Annotated in this window: 11 protein-coding genes; 5 read left to right on the top strand and 6 right to left on the bottom strand. The window is 64.1% G+C overall.

Going from position 1 to position 14710, the window contains the following annotated elements:
• Nucleotides 1–2 precede the first annotated feature (2 nt).
• From PHO31112_RS08310 to PHO31112_RS08295, 4 genes are read left to right on the top strand one after another with little or no spacing between them, the layout of a single operon-like run.
• On the top strand, nucleotides 3–2012 hold the full coding sequence (locus PHO31112_RS08310) for an FUSC family protein (RefSeq protein ID WP_150620062.1): 2010 nt from the start codon (nucleotides 3–5) through the stop codon (nucleotides 2010–2012).
• Entirely contained in the window at nucleotides 2009–2218 is a 210-nt protein-coding gene (locus PHO31112_RS08305) for a DUF1656 domain-containing protein (RefSeq protein ID WP_010806951.1), read from the top strand. The genes PHO31112_RS08310 and PHO31112_RS08305 overlap by 4 nt, the downstream gene beginning before the upstream one ends.
• Nucleotides 2215–3177, top strand: a complete 963-nt coding sequence (locus PHO31112_RS08300; RefSeq protein ID WP_150620061.1) for an efflux RND transporter periplasmic adaptor subunit — start codon at nucleotides 2215–2217, stop codon at nucleotides 3175–3177. Before PHO31112_RS08305 ends, PHO31112_RS08300 begins: the two co-directional genes overlap by 4 nt.
• A gap of 14 nt (nucleotides 3178–3191) precedes the next feature.
• The gene (locus tag PHO31112_RS08295; RefSeq protein WP_246177877.1) at nucleotides 3192–4688 is read left to right on the top strand and encodes an efflux transporter outer membrane subunit; all 1497 of its coding nucleotides are present in this window, start codon (nucleotides 3192–3194) and stop codon (nucleotides 4686–4688) included.
• 221 nt (nucleotides 4689–4909) lie between these two features.
• Here PHO31112_RS08295 and PHO31112_RS08290 read toward each other — a convergent pair whose 3' ends face one another.
• The 3 genes from PHO31112_RS08290 to PHO31112_RS08280 form a co-directional block, all read right to left on the bottom strand.
• Nucleotides 4910–5179, bottom strand: coding sequence for a DUF4148 domain-containing protein (locus PHO31112_RS08290; RefSeq protein ID WP_150620060.1), 270 nt, complete (start codon nucleotides 5177–5179; stop codon nucleotides 4910–4912).
• Between the two features lie 326 nt (nucleotides 5180–5505).
• On the bottom strand, nucleotides 5506–6408 hold the full coding sequence (locus tag PHO31112_RS08285) for a LuxR family transcriptional regulator (protein WP_150620059.1): 903 nt from the start codon (nucleotides 6406–6408) through the stop codon (nucleotides 5506–5508).
• Nucleotides 6409–6421: 13 nt separating this feature from the next.
• Complete coding sequence (locus tag PHO31112_RS08280) at nucleotides 6422–7315, bottom strand: LysR family transcriptional regulator (protein WP_150620058.1); 894 nt, start codon at nucleotides 7313–7315, stop codon at nucleotides 6422–6424.
• Nucleotides 7316–7448: 133 nt separating this feature from the next.
• On the opposite strand from PHO31112_RS08280, the gene PHO31112_RS08275 reads away from it, so the two are divergent.
• Nucleotides 7449–8624 carry an MFS transporter gene (locus PHO31112_RS08275; protein WP_150620057.1) on the top strand — a complete coding sequence of 392 codons (1176 nt, stop codon included), beginning with the start codon at nucleotides 7449–7451 and terminating at the stop codon, nucleotides 8622–8624.
• A 226-nt stretch (nucleotides 8625–8850) separates the two neighbouring features.
• Here the strand turns inward: PHO31112_RS08275 and PHO31112_RS08270 are convergent, their stop codons facing one another.
• The 3 genes from PHO31112_RS08270 to PHO31112_RS08260 are packed head-to-tail and all read right to left on the bottom strand — an operon-like array spanning nucleotide 8851 to nucleotide 14692.
• Complete coding sequence (locus PHO31112_RS08270) at nucleotides 8851–10314, bottom strand: efflux transporter outer membrane subunit (protein ID WP_150620056.1); 1464 nt, start codon at nucleotides 10312–10314, stop codon at nucleotides 8851–8853.
• Complete coding sequence (locus PHO31112_RS08265; RefSeq protein ID WP_150620055.1) at nucleotides 10311–13457, bottom strand: multidrug efflux RND transporter permease subunit; 3147 nt, start codon at nucleotides 13455–13457, stop codon at nucleotides 10311–10313. The genes PHO31112_RS08270 and PHO31112_RS08265 overlap by 4 nt, the downstream gene beginning before the upstream one ends.
• A gap of 2 nt (nucleotides 13458–13459) precedes the next feature.
• Nucleotides 13460–14692, bottom strand: coding sequence for an efflux RND transporter periplasmic adaptor subunit (locus PHO31112_RS08260; protein ID WP_150620054.1), 1233 nt, complete (start codon nucleotides 14690–14692; stop codon nucleotides 13460–13462).
• Between the last annotated feature and the right edge of the window lie 18 nt (nucleotides 14693–14710).

The raw sequence follows: 14710 nt of genomic DNA, 5'->3' as shown, positions 1-14710 counted from the left end.
CCGTGCTCAACTGGCCATCCTCACGCGACTGGATTTTCTCGATCAAGGCGTTCGCCGCCTCGATGCTGGCGCTCTACATCGCGCTAGCCATCGGCTTGCCGCGTCCGTACTGGGCGATGGCTACGGTCTACATCGTGTCGCACCCGCTCACCGGCGCCACACGCTCCAAGGCGCTGTATCGCGTGCTCGGCACGCTGCTCGGTGCGGGCGCGTCCATTGTCTTGGTGCCCGCGCTCGTCAACAACCCAGAGCTGCTGATGGCGGTCGTCGGGCTGTGGACCGGCACCCTGCTCTATATCAGTCTGCTGCATCGTTCGCCACGCAGTTACGTGTTTCTGCTGGCGTCGTACACACTGCCGCTGATCGCCTTACCGGCGGTCGGTACGCCCGACGGCATCTTCGATATCGCCGTGGCGCGTGCCGAGGAGATCATCCTCGGTATCGTCTGCGCGAGCGTGGTCGGCGCCGTGATCCTGCCCACGAGCGTGGCCAAGGTGTTGCACGACCGCTCCACACGCTGGCTCACCGACGCCGCACGCTGGACGGCCGACATGCTCTCGGCCGACCCGGAAGGCAAGACAACGCGCCACATGAGCCGTCACCGTATGGCGGCCGACATTCTGGCGCTGGACCAGTTGATCAGCCAGCTTTCGTACGATGCCGACACGTCGGAGCGCGTGCGTGACGCGCGAGAGTTGCGCGGGCGCATGACCATGATGATGCCCGTGCTCTCGACGGTGGCGTCGCTCGTGCATACGTTGCGCGGGCACCCGAACGGCGTGCCCGAAGCGCTCGAAGCGAAGATGGCGGACGTGGTCGCATGGCTGCGGCTCGGCGCGCCGTCGCCCGCCCCGGCCCACTTGCTGAGTCCGCCGCAATCGGCCGGAGAAGCCTCGGACTGGTATGGCGCGCTGGTCGCAGCCACCGAAGACCGGTTGCGCTCGCTGGTACAACTCTGGCAGGACTGCGTGTCGCTGCAACGCCGTTTCGGCCAGCTCGACGATCAGGACCGCGGCCACGAATGGACGCCCGCTTTCCAGCACTGGGAGTTGGGTGGCGCACGCCACTACGATCACGGGCTGCTCTTGTTCTCAACCGTTTCGGCCGCGCTGTGCACATTCCTCATGGGCATGGCGTGGATCTACACCGGCTGGAATGACGGCGCCGCCGGTGTCTCGCTCTGCGCCGTCGCGTGCTGCTTCTTCGCGGCAACGGATGAGCCCGCACCATTCATCCGCTCGTTCTTCTGGGCGACGGCCGTGTGCGTGGTGCTCGCCGCCATCTATGTGTTCTTCATCCTGACGAATGCGCATGACTTCGGTTTGCTCGTGGGGATGTTTGCCGTACCGTACCTGCTGGTCGGCACGTTCATCCCGCAGCCTCGCTTTGCGATGGTGGCGATGCCCGTTGCGGTCAATACGGCGAGCTTCGTCGGCATTCAGGGCGGCTACAGCGCCGACTTCCAGGCGTTCTTCAACAACAATATCGCCGGCCTGGCCGGCGTGCTGTTCGCCCTGATCTGGACGTTACAGACACGACCGTTCGGCACCCGCGTGGCCATGCGCCGCCTGATTCACGCGAGCTGGCGCGACATTGCGAAGAACGCCATCGGCCGCTCGGTGGCCGAGCATGACCGTTTGCGCTCACGACTGCTCGACCGCCTCGGTCAACTGGTGCCGCGTCTGGCCGCGAGCGAGAGCGAAACATCGAGCGACGGCTTTACCGAAGTGCGCGTCGAACTCTCGGCACTGGCGTTGCAGCGCGAGCTGCCGCATCTGAAACCATCGCAGCGCGACGCCGTCGAGGCCGTGCTCACCGACGTGGCGCGCTTTTATCGGGCGCGACTCGACGAACAGGTGAGCGAGCCCGGCACCCCGCTGCACGACAAACTGCTGGGCGCGCTGCGCTCGTTGGTGGCCCATAGCGATCAGGCCTCGCGCAGTGCGCGCGCGTCGCTCATGGACATCCACGTAGCGCTGTTCCCTGCCACACGCCCCGTGAGCGTTCAATGAGCGGTGAGATCGATATCTACGGCGTATTCGTGCCGACGCTGCTGGCCCTGATGATCGTGGCTTTCGTGCTGACGGGCGCGCTGCGCTTCATGCTCGCGCGCATCGGCTTTTACAAACTCGTCTGGCATCGTTCGTTATTCAACCTTGCTGTGTACATCATCGCGCTGGGCGGCATCGTCGCCATCGCGCGCGCCTGCCAACCATGAAACTGAAACTTCGCTCTCTCGGCTCCGTTGCGCTGACGCTTGCGGTATCTTGCGTCGCGGTCTTCGTGCTGCTGCACCTGTGGGACTACTACACCGTCGCGCCATGGACACGTGACGGGCGCATTCGCGCCGACATCGTGCAGATCGCCCCCGATGTCTCGGGCCTCATCACCGATGTCGAGGTCAAGGACAACCAGCAGGTGCACCGCGGCGATCTGCTGTTCGTGATCGACCGCGACCGCTACACGCTGGCGTTGCATCAGGCCGAAGCCAACGTCGCCGCGCAGCGCGCCACGCTCGCCCAGGCCCGCCGCGAAAACGCCCGTAACCATCAGTTGACGGAAGTCGTCGCCAAGGAAGTGGTCGAGGCCGGTCAGGCCAAGGTCGAATCCGGCGAAGCGGCTGTCGCGCAAGCCGAAACCGCCGCGCAACTCGCGAAGCTCAACCTTGAGCGCACACGCGTTCTCGCCCCCGCCGACGGCTACCTGAACGACCGTCTGCCGCGGGTGGGCGACTACGTCACCACCGGCCGCCCGGTGCTCTCCATGGTCGATGCGAACTCGCTGCACGTCGAAGGCTACTTCGAAGAAACCAAGATGCGCGGCATCCATATCGGCGACAAAGTCGAAGTGCGCCTGATGGGCGAGCAACATGTCCTGCACGGCCATGTGCAGAGTATCGTCGCCGGGATCGAAGACCGTGATCGCACGAGCGGTGCATCGATGCTGCCCAACATCAACCCGACCTTCAACTGGGTACGTCTTGCCCAGCGCATTCCGGTGCGCATTGCGCTCGACGATGTCCCCAAGGATATGCGCCTGGTCGCCGGTCGCACCGCGACGGTAACCGTCATGGAAAGTCCGCAGGGCACGTCCGGTCAGTCGAAACAGGCTGACGCCGCACCCACGACGCTGGCCGCCGCACGCGAGACCGGCGCCCGAGCAGGAGCCCGGCAGTGAGTCCACGATTACTCATGGTGAGTGCGGTGGCAGCGGCCGCCGCGCTAGTCGCGGGATGCACGAGCGTCGGCCCCGACTACCATCTGCCGGAAAACTCGGCGATGCACTCGCCCGAGGCAAACGGCCCCATCGCGAACGCAACACAACGCGCCGTGTCAATTGGCGCCGTGCCCGACGATTGGTGGCAACTCTACGACGACCCGAAACTCGACGCGCTCGTCAAAGAGGCGCTCGCCGCGAACACGAACGTTCGTGTGGCGCTCGCCAACGTGCAGCGCGCGATTGCGATGTATCACGAAGTCCAGTCGGAGAATTTTCCGCAGGGCGGCGTGCAGGCCAATGGGGGACGCGCTCAGCTTTCGGGCGAGAGTTTCCTGAAGGAAGAAAAGCTGCCTGTAATCAATCTGGCCGCAGCGGCACTGTCCATCTCCTACCAGATCGATTTCTTCGGCAAGCTGGCTCGCGCGGACGAAGCCGCGCTCGCCGCCGCCGAAGCCAGTCAGGCAGCGCTGGATGTCGCTCGCGTGAGTGTGGCTGCCGAAACGGTGCGCGCCTATGTGCAAAGCTGCGCGGCCAATCACGAGTACGACATCGCCGACGACCAATTGCAATTGCAGGAAAAGAGCGTAGCGATAACACGCAAGCTGGTCGACGCCGGTCGCGATCAACCCACCGATCTGCTGCGCGCTCAGGCACAGGCCGACACACTGCGCGCCGCCCTGCCGCATTTCCAGGCGCAGCACGAAGCCGCGACCTATCGGCTTGCGGTGATGCTCGGCAAGGCACCCGGCACGCTCGACGCCAGCGCCTCGCAATGCCGCCGCATTCCTCAGTTGAATCACCCGCTACCGGTCGGCGACGGCACGGCGCTGCTCAAGCGCCGGCCTGACGTACGTCAGGCCGAGCGCGAACTGGCGTCGGCCACGGCGAAGATCGGGGTTGCCACGGCGGACCTCTATCCGTCGATCCGCCTGGGCGCCTCGGTTGGCGCGAGCGGGATACTGGAACACTTCGGGCAAGGCCGCACGGAGCAATGGACCGTGGGACCGATGATTACGTGGTCGCTGCCGACCAACGGTGTACGCGCCCACATCAAAGGCATGGAAGCCGGCGCCGATGCCGCCCTCGCCCATTTCGATGGCGTGGTGTTGAAGGCATTACAGGAAACGCAGACGTCCCTCTCCGCTTACACCCGGGAGTTGCAACGCGGCGACGCCCTGCGCGACGCCCGCGACAAGTCGCGCGCCGCTGCCGAGCGGAATCACAAGCTCTATCAGGCCGGTCGCGCGCCGTTTCTGACCAGCCTCGACGCCGAACGCACCCACGCCAACGCCGAGGCAGCGCTGGCCGCCTCCGAAACGCTGGTTGCCATGGATCAGGTCAATCTGTTCCTGGCACTGGGCGGGGGCTGGCAATCGAGCGCGGCGAACGACAAGACGTCGCTGGCCCAATCCCATTCAATGCCGGCAGGTGGCGGCACACCCGCCTCCCCGGCACCGTCTACCCATTGACCGATTGACATGAGGGGACGTGGCGTCTTCGTAACGCCTGCCCTCCAGAAACACACAAGCCCCGTCGGGAACGAATCCTCGTGCGGGGCTGTGGCAGGTGACGCACGTCGGCGCCGGTGAGTGGAATCGCGCGGCGCGGACAAGACTCGATGGTGAGTCGGGCGGGCCGTCGGCGAATCCGGCACTGCTATCGATAATCGCAACACCTATCCTAGCGCCATTTAGTTGGCGGTCGGCGCTTTCGGCGCATCAACCTGGTTTTGCGCTTCAATCTTTGCCGTCAGCTTTTGCAACTGAACCGACTGTTCGTAGGTGTACGGGAAATTGAATTCCGTCACCGGCGAAAGACCAAGTTCACGCGCAGCTTGCAACTCAGCGCGCACATGGGCACGGGTCACACCGCCCGTTTGGCTCTGATCTGCCGCGAATGCCGAGCCCGCCGCCATCATCAGACCAACGAGCGCGACCGCAGTCAACAGGTTCTTTTTCATGGAAAACTCCTTTTATCGTTCATATGACGCTCATGGACACGAAAACCGCTAATCAATCAGTTTTCGCCATAAACAAATTATAGTTTTCCCTTACTAATGAGCCAGACCTAAAACCACAACACACTATTTCGGAAATAGTGTGAATTCGGCCGAATTCAACGCCGAAATTACCGGGAAAGCGAAATGAAATAACGCCGATCGCTCGAAGATCGCGTGATTTCAATGAATGGAAAATGGTCGAAGCCGCCGGGCAAGAATGCCGGACGAAAGTCGCCTCGCGAGCGGCTGTAAAAATTACTCACGAGCCGGGGTAAATCGAGGAAGAGTCAGGGTGAAATCAAACCACCGCTGATTGCAGCGGCAATCGCCTGATGCCGATTGACGGCACCGAGCTTGCGCTTGGCATTATTGATATGAAACGTCACGGTGTGTTCGGATATCTTCAAAATCAAGCCGATCTCCCACGCCGTTTTGCCGCGCGCCGCCCACAGCAGACTCTCGATTTCGCGCGGACTGAGCTTTCCAACGCTGCGACTCGCCACCCATTGCATGTCGAGTTGCTGAATTGCCTGGTGAAAGTACACCGCTGTCAGATAGATATCTCCGATCATGCGGGCTTCGTGCTCGGCAGATTCTTCGGGCGACTTTGCCGTCGCGGCGCTGAAGATCGCGCGCTCACCGGCCGCACCGTAGATAGGAATCGACACCCCTGATGCGAGGCCATGCTCGCGGGCATCCGCGAAAATCGGATGCGGTCGCTTCTGAGAAAGAAAGGTCCGCCAAAGAATCGGGAGCGGCGACAAATTGGCCGCAATCAGAATTGGATCGACTTCAGCATAGCGTGCGGTTTGATAACGCTCGATCCACGATGCCGGAAATGTCGTAAAAATATGCCGGCTCGGCATCCCCTGCGCCGAAATCCACTGATCCTCAATCTGAAATGCCGCAGCCTCTCGCTCTCGACGCGGCAGGAGCGGCGCGTAAAACAGCGCGTCATATCCAAGCGTGTGCGTCAGATTCTGAAACTCTGCGTCGAGTGCCTCGACCGAGCGGGCACCGAGCAGCCCCTCATAACGGTAAAGATTATGATGCATTGCAAGTTGCACGTTTCTTAACGATTGCCGGCGAATTGCCGATATTCGCGCATTGTAGTCCCAGCCTTGTCGATTGCGGGCAGGTAGTTTTTCCCTGCGAAACGACAAGTCCATTTGAAGTGGAGTGCCGATCATTTCCGCATCGAAATCATGCGGCGTTGTTCAACGCCTCCAACGCCGACATGACTTTGCGCAATCCCGGCGCAAGCGGTTTGTCCTGGCGCACGACAATCGCAAGCGTTCTCGATAGTTCGGGAGTGAGCGTCGAAATGCGTAAGCCACGGCGGTAATGTGCCGCCCCCACCGACATGCGCGGCACGATGCTGTAACCCAATCCCGCCGCCACCATTTCCTTGATCGCTTCGATGCTGCCCAGCGCCATGACCGGACGCACTCGCAATCCGGCTTGCAGGAACCACTCGTCGATCAACAACCGCGTGCTGCTCCCCGACGCGAAGGCGACCATCGGTGCCGCCGCGAGCCTCTGTGGCGTGACCTCCGCAGCCCAGCCCCGATCGCCGGCGGGGGCGATGGCAACGAACTCATCGCGTAACACCGGTGTGATGTGAAGGCTGCGCCCTGCGGCAGGCAACGTGACGAGTCCAATATCCAGCCGGTTCTCCGTCACGGCGGCCACCACGTCGTCGGTGTTGCCGGTACTCACGCGAATGTCGAGCATCGGATGGCGTTTGCGCATCGCGCGCAGAATCGGCGGCAACAGATGAATGCAGGCCGTCGCCCCGGTCCCGATCGCCACTTCTCCCGCCACATCGCTCGCGTGGCTCGTCAGCGCCTGCATGGCGTCTTCGACGGCACCGTCGATGCGGCGAGCGTGCTCGAGCAACGTGAGTCCGGCGGACGTTGGTTTGAGCCGCTTGCCGACTCGCTCGATCAGCCGGACATTCAGCCTTTGCTCCAGTTGCCGAACCTGCAGGCTCACGGCAGGTTGCGAAAGATCGAGACGGGCGGCGGCCGCGGAAAAGCTCCCGGCATCGACGACTTCGGAAAACGTGTGAAGCTGATCCAGATTCAGGCGGCGCATCTCAAAGTTTTCCTTATGAGCCGGATAAGATGCCAAGACTTTACCAAGAGATGGCATCGGCGCACCATGCAGGCGTGTCTTCGCCGACCGGTCCAGCGGCTTCACCACCGCCATTGCCTCCTACCCCTGCCACATGCCCACCGCCATCACCCTCGGTCTCGCGCAACTGATCAACTGGGGCGTGAGCTTCTACCTGCCCGGCGCCTTCGCGTGGCGTATCGCACAAACGACCGGCTGGCCGCAGACCTGGGTGTTCGCCGGCCCGTCGCTTGCCATGCTCGTGATGGCCGCCGTCTCGCCGCTATCGGGCCGCTGGCTCGAACGGATGGGCGGACGCCGCGTCATGTGCACCGGCACGCTCGTCTGCTCGGCGGGCTGCGCGACGCTCGCCACGAGCACAACCCTCGTTCAGTTCTATGCGGCGTGGTGCCTGCTCGGCGCCGGCATGCGCCTGTCGCTTTACGACGCCGCGTTCGCCACGCTCGCCGCGCTCTACGGGTCTGCGGCACGCCGGCCGATGACGCAGATCACACTCATGGGGGGACTGGCGACAACCGTCTTCTGGCCGCTGGGCAGCTGGCTGGGCGATACGTGGGGATGGCGGACCGGTGTGCTGGTCTATGGCCTCATCGGTCTGCTCGCATGGGCATTGCTGCGCAGCCTGCCGCCGACCCCCTCCCGGATGCCGGCCGCCAGTGCGGCACGTCAGCCGCGCTCGCCGTTACCGTGGGCACCCGCCCTGCTTTACTGTGCCGTCATGGCGCTGGTGTCGATTCTGTCGTCGGGGCTGGCGGCCCATCTGACGTCCCTGCTGGGTGCCCACGGTCTGCCGGTCGGACTCGCCGCCTTGTGGGGATTGGGACAGGTGTGCGCGCGCACACTCGAATGGCTTACGCCGCGTCAGACGAGCGCCGTCAGACTCAACCTCGTGGTCGGCTGCGGACTGCCGCTGTGCTTCGCGCTGGGACTTGCGGGCATGTCGTCGATGTACGCCGCAGGGGTCTTCGTTTTCACGTACGGGGCCTTGAACGGTCTGGCCACGCTGCTGCGCGCCGGCCTGCCGCTCGAACTCTTCGCGCACGACGCCTACGCGCGTGCGCTGGGCACCCTGCTTACGCCGGCGTTCGCTCTGTCGGCCGTGGCACCTTGGGGGTATGCCGTGGCGCGCGAGCACTGGGGCGACGCGGCGATTCTCTGGGTGTCGCTCGTCATCGGTTTGCTGATCGCGGGGGCCGCACTCACGCTGCGGCGTATGGCGCCGCCGGCGCCTGTTCCGCAAACGCTTGCGGAAACGCGACCCACGCCGTGAAGATCCGTATGTTCTTTAAAGGGTTCATGACGCGAGACGAGATATGCATGTACCGCGATATTGGTCGGGATCGGCACGCTCGCGCGGTATCCTAGCGACCCGCTCAGGTTCTACTGACCGACTTTTCCCGCCGAAGAGACATTCGCATAGCACTCCCCAAAGCAAAACCCCGCCGGATCGTGAGACCCGGCGGGGTTTGCCATTATCGCGGACGAACGGTATCGCGTCAGGACTCGCCCGTCTCCGGCTGCCAACCGCCGCCCAATGCGCGATACAGCGCCACTTGATTGACCAGCACCCGCTGCTTTACGTCGATCAACTGTTGCGCGGCCTGAAACTCGCTGCGTTGCGCGTCGAGCAGTTCGAGGTAGCTCGCCACCCCGTTGACATAGCGACGCTCGGCCAGACGAAGTCGTTCGCGCTCGCCATCCGACACCCGCTTTTGCGCCTGAAACTGGCGCGCCAGCAGTTGCTGCGCGGCAAGCGCATCGTCCACTTCGGCGAACGCTGTCTGTATCGCACGCTCGTACGACACGACGGCCATCTCCTTGCGCACGTTCGCCAGATTCAGCCCCTGTATGTTGCGACCGCCTTCGAAGATCGGCACGGTGATCTGCGGCATGAACGTCCACACACCGGTGCCCGCACTGAACAGATCCGAAAAGCGCGAACTGGCCGTACCAATGTCCGTCGTCAGCTTGATCGACGGAAAGAACGCGGCGCGCGCTGCACCGATATTCGCGTTGGCGGCACGCAGTTGCGCTTCCGCCTGGCGAATGTCCGGACGACGCATCAACAACGACGACGGCAGCCCGGCCGCGACGGGCACCACGAAGGTGTCGTCGAGCGTGGTGGCGGCCACCGGCTTTGCGCCGACATCGCCGGTGAGCACTTGCAACGCGTGCACGATCTCGCTGCGCTGACGCTCGCGCTCGGCCAGCGCCGCCCGCGCCACTTCGACCTGCGTGGTTTCGGTGTTCAGATCGAGATCGTCGACCAGTCCGCGGTCGGCGCGCAGACGAATGACGCGAATGCCTTCTTCCCGCGCTGTCAGCACCTCACGCGCGTAAGCGATCTGTTCGTTGATGGCCACGAGCCCGATGTACGACGTCGCCACTTCCGCCACGAGACTCACCTGCGCCGCACGTTGGGCTTCCTCGCTCGCCAGATACTCTTGCAGAGCGGCATCGCTCAGGCTGCGAACACGTCCGAAGAAATCGAGTTCGAACGCGCTCACGCCGGCCGTCGCGCGCAGGTCGTTGGCCACATAGCCGCCTGCGGTACTGCTACCGCCATTGGGCAAGCCCGCCGAACCGGAATAGCGCTGACGGGAGAAAGTGCCACCGGCCTTCACGCTCGGCAGCAGATTGGCCGCTTCGATGCCGTAAAGCGCCCGCGCCTCCTGCACACGCAGCGACGCCAGACGCAAGTCGCGATTCTGGTCGAGCGCGCGGCGAATCAGCGTGCGCAAGCCCGGATCGGTGAACACGTCGGCCCAATCGGCATCGGCCGCGAGCGGGCTGGCCAGCGCCAGCCGTACGTCGCCGCCCGGCGGGGCCGCTTCGTAGGTCGTGGGCATCGGCGCTGCGGGGCGCTCGTACGTAGGCGCCAGCGTGCATCCGCCCAGTAACGCGAGCAGACACACACCCGCGGCGGGTATCCCGCGCAAGCGGGGTCGAAACGTCGTCATACCTTCCCCTCGACGGCCGGCGCGCCATCGCGCGACGCGTCCGTACTCTCTGTCGCCGGCCGGCGCACAAAACGGCCGACCAACAGGAAAAACAGCGGCACCAGGAAGATCGCCAGCACCGTGGCCGTCACGATCCCGCCGAGCACCGCCACACCGATGGCACGTTGCGCACCCGACGCCGGGCCCGAGGCGATCGCCAGCGGCACCACGCCGAAACCGAACGCGAGCGACGTCATCACGATCGGGCGCAGACGCAACCGCGCCGCTTCCACCGCCGCATCGAGCCAGGTCATGCCCTGCTTCGTCAGATCGTTGGCGACTTCCACGATCAGAATCGCGTTCTTCGCCGACAAACCGATGGTCGCGATCAACCCCACCTTGAAGTAGATGTCGTTGGGCATGCCCATCAGACTCACGGCACCGAGTGCGCCAATCACCCCGAGCGGCACCACCATGATCACGGCCGCCGGAATGGCCCAGCTTTCATACAGCGCGGCGAGCGCGAGGAACACGATCAGCACCGACAAGGCGAACAACATCGGCGCCTGCGCTCCCGAGATGCGCTCTTCGAGCGACTGCCCGCTCCACTCATGACCAATGCCCTTGGGCAGTTCGGCCACCAGTTGCTCCATGCGCGCCATCGCTTCACCGCTGCTCTTGCCGGGGGCGGCTTCGCCCTGAATCGTGAACGACGGATAGCCGTTATAGCGTCTGAACTGCGGCGAGCCAAGCTTCCATTTGAGCGAGACGAATGCCGAGAGCGGCACCATTTCACCGTTGGCGTTGCGCACGCGCAGATTGCCGATGTCTTCCGGCGACACACGTTGCTTGCCGTCGGCCTGCACGATCACCCGGCGATTCTCCGTGCCGAGCATGAAGTCGCCCACGTAGTCGGAGCCGAACATGGTGGCCAGCGTCGTGTTGACGTCGTCCGCGTTGACCTTGAGCGCTTCCATCTTGCCCCGGTCGATGGTGACGTCGATCTGCGGCACGTCGCCCTGTCCGGCGAAGATCACATTCTTGAGCAACGGATCTTGCGCCGCCTTTTTGAGCAGTTCGTCTCGGGCGGCGACAAAGGTGTCTTTGCCGACCCCGGCGCGATCTTGCAAACGCAGATTGAAACCGTTCGACGACCCCAGTTCCGGCAGCGCCGGGCTGTTCATCGCCATCATCATGCGATCGGGCTGACCGGCGAACTTCTCGTTGACGCGGTCAACGACGGCCTGCACGCTGTCGTGCTTCGACGTGCGCTCGTGCCAGTCCTTGAGCGTGACGTACAGCATCCCGCCACCCGGCCCCGAACCGAACTCATTCCATCCGCCCAGCACAAAGACGTGCTTGACCGGCTCGTCCTTCATCAGATAGTGCTCGATGCGCTTGAGCGCAGTCATCGCTTCGGGCAGCGTCGCCCCTTGCGGCTCGGACGCCATCACCATGAAGCTGCCCGTATCTTCCTCGGGAATGAACGCCGACGGCAGACGCATGAACGCCAACGGCACGGCGATCAGCACGATGCCGTAGACCAAGTACGCGCGCCACGGACGGTGCAGCGTCTTGCTGACCGTGCGTGTGTAGCGCTCGGTGCCGAGGGCGAACGTGCGGTTGAACCAGCCGAAAAAGCCGCGCTTCTGATGGTGATCGGCCGCAATCGGACGCAGCAGCGTGGCGCACAGTGCCGGCGTGAGCGAGAGCGCGAGGAACGCCGAGAACCCGATCGACACCGCCAGCGTGACCGCGAATTGCCGGTAGATGTTGCCCACCGCGCCGGAAAAGAACGCCATCGGCACGAACACGGTGACCAGCACCACCGTGATCCCCACGATGGCCCCGCTGATCTGCGACATCGCCTTGACGGTGGCCGCGTAGGGCGACAGGCCTTCCTCGACCATGATCCGCTCGGTGTTCTCGACCACGACGATGGCGTCGTCGACCAGAATGCCAATGGCCAGCACCATGCCGAACATGGTGAGCGTGTTGATCGAATAGCCGAGTCCCAGCAGCACGCCGAAGGTGCCCAGCAACGCCACCGGCACCACGAGCGTCGGGATCAGCGTGGCGCGCAGGTTCTGCATGAACAGATACATCACCAGAAACACGAGCACCACCGCCTCGAGCAGCGTCATGACGACCTTCTGGATCGAGACCTTCACGAACGACGCCGTTTCATAGGGAATCTGATACGAGACACCGGCCGGGAACAGCGCCGATTGCTCGTCCATCACGCGGCGCACCGCTTTCATCACCTCGACCGCGTTCGACCCCGCCGCCAGTTTGATGCCCATTGCCGTTGCCGGCATGCCGTCCACACGCGACGAATAGCTGTAATCGGCAGCGCCCAACTCCACGCGAGCCACATCGCCCAGGCGGATTGCCGAGCCGTCGGCATGCACGCGCAGCGGAATATCGGCGAATGCTTCCGGCGTCGACAATGCACTGTCCGACACCACGTTGGCGTTAATGGGTGCCGATGCCGGTGTTGCGCCCGCACCAATATCGCCGACTGTCACGCGCGCGTTGTACGAACGGACCTTCGAGACGACGTCCGACGCCGTCAGGTCGAGGGCGACGAGCTTTGCTGCATCGGGCCAGATGCGGATGGCCTTCTCCGTCCCCCAGACCTGCACCTGTCCGACGCCGGGAACACGCTTGAGCTGGTTGACGACCTGTGCCGCCGCGTACTCGCCGAGGTCGAACTCGCCGATGGCAGGATTGGCCGATGCGAGCGTGACCACCATGTGAATGTTGTCGGCGGCACGCTCCACAACAACGCCATCGCGACGCACGATTTCAGGCAGGCGCGATTCGACGGTCTTCAGGCGGTTTTGCACTTCCACAGCGGCCAGATCAAGACTGGTGCCCTGGCGGAAAGTGAGGTTGACCGACGAGCGGCCGTTACCGCTGGACGCCGACGTGTACATCAGCCCCGGCGCGCCGTTCATCTGGCGCTCGATGAGCGCCGTCACGGAATCTTCGACCACTTTCGCCGAAGCACCCGGATAGCTGCTCCACACGCTGACGGTCGGTGGTGCGATGTCAGGGTACTGCGCAACGGGCAGCGCCCGGATCGCGAGCACGCCCACCAGCGTGATCAACAGAGAGATCACCCAGGCAAAGACCGGGCGATCGATAAAGAAACGGGCCATGATTATTGCGTCTCCGCTTTGGAGGCCGGACCGGCGCGTATGGGCTCTACCGGGTTGGCGTTGTCTTGCGGCTTCGCGTCACGGGGCGCGGCCGGCTTGGCGGTGCTTTCCGTGGTGTCGGCCTTGAGCTTGACTTGCATGCCGTCGGAGAACTGCGCGACGTTATGCACGATGACCTTCTCGCCGCCCTTGAGGCCGTCCGTCACCAGCCAGTCACGGCCGTCGATCGCTTCGGCATGCACCTTCGTGTCGCGTACCTTGCCTTGCGCATCGACCACGCGCACCACGGCGCCATCGGCCGTGCGCGTGAGCGATTCGCGGGGCACGCGCACGATGTTCGGGTTGACGGCTCCTTGCATGCTCACCTTCACGAACGCGCCGGGCAACAGCACGCCGTCCGGGTTCGGCAGCAAGGCGCGCATGGCGATGGTGTCCGTGCCGGGGTCGACCGCCAGATCGGTGAAGAGCAGCTTGCCGGGCAACGTGTACTCACGCCCGTCGGGCAACGTCACATGCACTTGCGGCGCAGCCGACTCGCTGCCGTGTTGCAGCTTGCCCGCGCGCAGATCACGCGTCATGGCGTAGACCTCGGCGGCCGGTTGCGAGAAGTTCACGTAGATCGGATCGATCTGCTCCACACGCGTGAGCAACGTGGCCGAGTCGAGTCCGACGAGTGCGCCTTCGGTCACTTCGGCTCGACGCACGCGTCCCGCGATGGGCGAAACAACACTCGTATAGCCGAGGTTGAGTTCCGCCTTGCGGACTTCTGCCCGCGCCGCAAGCACGTCTGCGCGCGCGCGGGCTTCGGCCGCACGTGACTCGGCATCTTCGCGGGCGCTGATAGCGCGCTCCTCGAGCAAGCCGCGATAGCGTTCGATCTTGTCGCGTGCCGAATCGTGTTCGGCCTGTGCCTTGGCGAGCGCACCGCGAGCGGCGTCGAGCGCAGCAGACAGCGGTTGCGGGTCGATGCGGAACAGCACGTCGCCCTTGGCGACTTTCTGACCTTCCTGATAGCGGCGCTCGATGACGACACCGCCCGCACGTGCGCGCACGTCGGCGCTGCGGTAAGCCTCCAGGCGCCCCGGCTGCTGAGTCGTGAGCGGCTCGGCGCGACGCTCGACCGTGCGCACGACGGCTTCGGGTGTAGCATCGGCGGCGTCTTTCTTGCCACGATCCGAGCAGGCGGCGAGCACAAGAACACTGGCGATCAGGCTGGCGGACACGCCAGTTAGCATTCCGAAACGGGTTCGGTT

Source organism: Pandoraea horticolens (assembly GCF_902459555.1).
In the GTDB taxonomy this organism is placed as follows: Bacteria; Pseudomonadota; Gammaproteobacteria; order Burkholderiales; family Burkholderiaceae; genus Pandoraea; species Pandoraea horticolens.
This window is presented reverse-complemented; position numbering and strand designations above follow the sequence as displayed.

Excerpts from the sequence above, each read along its gene's own strand:
- PHO31112_RS08305 (WP_010806951.1), top strand. The coding sequence starts at position 2,009 with ATGAGCGGTGAGATCGATATCTACGGCGTATTCGTGCCGACGCTGCTG.
- PHO31112_RS08300 (WP_150620061.1), top strand. The coding sequence starts at position 2,215 with ATGAAACTGAAACTTCGCTCTCTCGGCTCCGTTGCGCTGACGCTTGCG.
- PHO31112_RS08295 (WP_246177877.1), top strand. The coding sequence starts at position 3,192 with ATGGTGAGTGCGGTGGCAGCGGCCGCCGCGCTAGTCGCGGGATGCACG.
- PHO31112_RS08290 (WP_150620060.1), bottom strand. The coding sequence starts at position 5,179 with ATGAAAAAGAACCTGTTGACTGCGGTCGCGCTCGTTGGTCTGATGATG.
- PHO31112_RS08285 (WP_150620059.1), bottom strand. The coding sequence starts at position 6,408 with ATGATCGGCACTCCACTTCAAATGGACTTGTCGTTTCGCAGGGAAAAA.
- PHO31112_RS08280 (WP_150620058.1), bottom strand. The coding sequence starts at position 7,315 with ATGCGCCGCCTGAATCTGGATCAGCTTCACACGTTTTCCGAAGTCGTC.
- PHO31112_RS08275 (WP_150620057.1), top strand. The coding sequence starts at position 7,449 with ATGCCCACCGCCATCACCCTCGGTCTCGCGCAACTGATCAACTGGGGC.
- PHO31112_RS08270 (WP_150620056.1), bottom strand. The coding sequence starts at position 10,314 with ATGACGACGTTTCGACCCCGCTTGCGCGGGATACCCGCCGCGGGTGTG.
- PHO31112_RS08265 (WP_150620055.1), bottom strand. The coding sequence starts at position 13,457 with ATGGCCCGTTTCTTTATCGATCGCCCGGTCTTTGCCTGGGTGATCTCT.
- PHO31112_RS08260 (WP_150620054.1), bottom strand. The coding sequence starts at position 14,692 with ATGCTAACTGGCGTGTCCGCCAGCCTGATCGCCAGTGTTCTTGTGCTC.